Origin of the sequence: Fulvivirga aurantia (assembly GCF_009711475.1) — a bacterium.
Lineage (GTDB): Bacteria > Bacteroidota > Bacteroidia > Cytophagales > Cyclobacteriaceae > Fulvivirga > Fulvivirga aurantia.
In genome coordinates, this window is sequence record NZ_SMMD01000528.1 from 1 (window position 1) to 3,629 (window position 3,629).

General features: G+C 35.4%; 2 protein-coding genes. Both read left to right on the forward strand.

Annotation, left to right across the window (positions count from 1 at the left end; genetic code table 11):
- A partial coding sequence (locus tag E1176_RS04115; protein ID WP_155209304.1) for a T9SS type A sorting domain-containing protein occupies window positions 1-1,616 on the forward strand: 1,616 nt, incomplete at its 5' end.
- A gap of 90 nt (window positions 1,617-1,706) precedes the next feature.
- Window positions 1,707-3,629: GAF domain-containing SpoIIE family protein phosphatase (locus E1176_RS04120; RefSeq protein ID WP_155209305.1), on the forward strand; the 1,923-nt coding region annotated here is incomplete at its 3' end.

Sequence of the window (3,629 nt, forward strand, 5' to 3'; positions counted from 1 at the left end):
GTATATTTGTTAACATAGATAATAATACAGATTTCAATAATCTAAACGGAGCTACTTGGAATTATGAAGGGTCTACTTATGATCCTGACACCAGATTATTTACTAGTAATGGAATAAATGACTTTAACTACACAAGATCTGGTATGCAAGATATTATTGTACCTCAAGACAATTATAGTAATATCACCCTTACTGGTTCTGATACTAAAACTTCACAAGGTAATCTTGATGTAAATGGAGATCTTACAATTTCAGGTTCAGCCCAATTAAATGTTGATACAGGAAATGATAATATTACTTTCGCTGGTAATTGGATAAATACAAGTACAAATGCTGATCCTTTCGTTGAAGGCCAGGAAACAGTTACTTTTGATGCTGGCGCTACTCAAACAATTACTAACATGAATGGAGAAAGCTTTTACAATCTTACTATAAATAAAAGTGGAGGTGTTGTAAATCTAGCCTCTGGCTCAAATGTAGTAGTTTCTAATACTCTAGATATGACTGCAGGTAATATTGATATATCAGATCAAAATTTGACCATAACCTCAACTGGTAATATTGTTAATGGAAGTGTCGCGAGTTATGTATTAACCTCTGGTAACGGGGAGCTTATACAACAAAATCTTGGAGCTGGTGGAAGAACTGGAGCAGTTTCATATCCAGTAGGTAGATTTACAAATTCTTACACTCCATTAATCGTAGATAATTCATCAGGAGTGGCAGATGATTTTGGAATAAGAGTATGTAGCAACGTCTATGAGGAAGGTGGTTGTGAAACAGGCACTTTGGTTAGCGATTTAATCTTAGATAGAACCTGGTTTATATCAGAAGGAACAGCAGGTGGCTCAAGTGCCGATATTACTTTTCAGTGGAATGCAGCCAATGAGGTAGGAAGTTTCAATAGAGCAGACATGAATATCATACATTACAATGGCTCTATTTGGGAAAAACTTGCTGAAGGTATAGCCGCAAGTGGAACGGGTCCTTATATGGCAACAATTCCTGGTGTAAATGATTTTTCTCCTTTTACAATTGAAGATGGTGCTTCTCCGCTTCCAGTAAGTCTTGTTAAGTTTGAGGCAACTCCAAAGAATGGAAAAGTTGAAGTAAATTGGGTGACCGCATCTGAGATAAACAATGATTACTTTATCATTGAAAGAGGGGCAAATACATCATCATTTGAAGAAATTGGAATTGTAGAAGGTAATGGTACAACCAACCAGACAATGAGCTATGATTTTAAGGATAATATGCCATTTGGAGGAACTTCTTATTACCGCCTTACTCAGGTAGATTTTGATGGCACAAGTGAGGTCTTCGAACCTGTAAAGGTTACTGTACCACTCACTGGACAATTGGAAGCTTTCGTATATCCTATACCTTCAGAAGGTGATTTCATCAACTTGCAACTTTCGGGATTTGATAAAAGCTTAACGGCTGAAGTAAAAATAGTTGACGTGAAGGGTGAGGTAGTTCATTTAGAAGAAATCTTCTTAGATAAGGATACAGGCTTTAATCAAAAAATAAACTTTAGTAAACAGCTTAAAGCAGGTATTTACATTCTTAATGTAACTACACCAACCCCTGTTGTAAAGCGTATTATGATAAAGTAAATAATAAGTACATCTTATATTAAATAGTAAAGGGTAAGCCTGTAGGCTTACCTTTATTATTTTAGTATCTTCAAGGCGATTTATTCTGATATGCTCAGCAGTAAAGCCATTATAAGACTCACTACACTCTCAGCCATAATCACATGGGTGGCTTTGGCATTCACAGATATTTTCATTGTTTTCAGTGCAAATAGCAATGTTGAGCCGGGTATCAATCCCGGATTACCGCCTATAATGCTAAGTCTTTTTATCTTATCATTATTTGTGTTCTACAAATTCCGTATAGAAAAGGCAGAAAGCATAAACTTTGTTGATTTACTATGGAAGGTCTTTGTAACTGGACTTATCACTACCATTGTCTCTCTGTTTTTCAGGTTCTTTCTCACTATTTTGGGTAATACCAAACTCGCAGAGAGCGTCATTCTTCTTGATTTTATTTATATAGTAAACCTCGGTCTGGTTTGTGGTTTTTTGATTTCAACATTTGTGGTGTGGAAGAGGCTGATCTTATACCAGAAATCAAAATTTCTACTAAGGGCTTGGTTAGTTTTTGAATACTCGTTGCTGATTAGCCTTATTTTCAATGTTCTTGAATGGCCGTTTTTAGAATATATACAAGACTATTTGACAGGCATTTTGATTTTACTTGGTGTTTTGCTTTCAGCGAACATGAAGTGGGTAGCCTATCTAAATTTTAAGCAGAAGTGGAAAAGTATATTGCTTATTGCACTGGCTATGTTCTATCTGGGCTACTTCTCTTTCACCCTGTTTACACTTTCTATTGAGATAGGAGATAAAACAACTCAATACTTAGACTTTGTTGACAATGTCTTTATTATAGCACTGATGGCATTTATATTTATCTATGCCTTATTTTCTCTATTAGTCATATTATTCAATTTGCCTACCTCTTCTGTATTCGAACAAAAGCTGGAAGAGGTGGTGAATTTTCAGCGCTTAAGTCAGTCTATACAAACAGAGCAAAATGAAGAAAGAGTTTATGATATTTTATTAGAAAGTTCTGTAAGCACGGTGTTCGCAGATGCCGCCTGGATTGAGATTAAAAATGAAAATAACTCATCTGAATTTTATACTCACGGGATTTCGGAAGGTGAGGTAATCGCTATTAAGAAACATATAGAAGCAAATAATATAAAAGGTGTTTTAGATCAGAGTAGTGATAAAACGAAAAACTTAAATAAACATTTATCCACACTCAAAGGACTAAGGTTTAGATCTATCATGGCTTTTCCTATTTATGTGAAAAGTAAGCAGTTAGGTACCATTGCTTTGCTCAAAGAAGTTAGTGATGGCTTTAACAAAGAAATGACCAAGATCATAGATACTTTCGCCAATCAGGCCGGTATCTCCATAGAAAACTTTAGACTACTTTCAGAAGTACTAGAAAATGAGCGCTACAAAGAGGAATTAAAAATTGCAAAAAGGGTACAGAGTAGTTTACTACCAGATAACCTCGATAAGAGTGATGACTTTGATATAGTAGCTTTTTCTGAAGCAGCCGATGAGGTAGGTGGTGATTATTATGATACTTACCGAATTAATGAAAACAAATTAGCGTTAATCATCAGTGATGTTTCGGGTAAAGGCACCTCGGCAGCATTTCATATGTCTCAAATGAAGGGTGTTTTTCATAGTTTGTCTCAATTAGATCAGTCCCCAAAAGACTTTTTGGTGAATGCAAATAAGGCGTTGAGCCTATGCCTGGACCGAACTTCCTTTATCACTACCTCCTTTTTTGTGATTGACAGTGCTAAAAAGAGTATAGAATTTGCCAGAGCCGGGCATTGTCCCACTTTATATTACAATGCAAAAGATAAAAAGGCTGATTTTTTTAAGAATAAAGGTTTGGGTTTAGGGATTTTAAGAGCAGATGGATTTGAAAATTACATTCAGACTAATGCGATTAGCTACGCTCAGGATGACATCATAGTATTATATACAGATGGAATTACTGAAGCCAAAAATTACAAAAGTGAGGAATACGGTTATAAT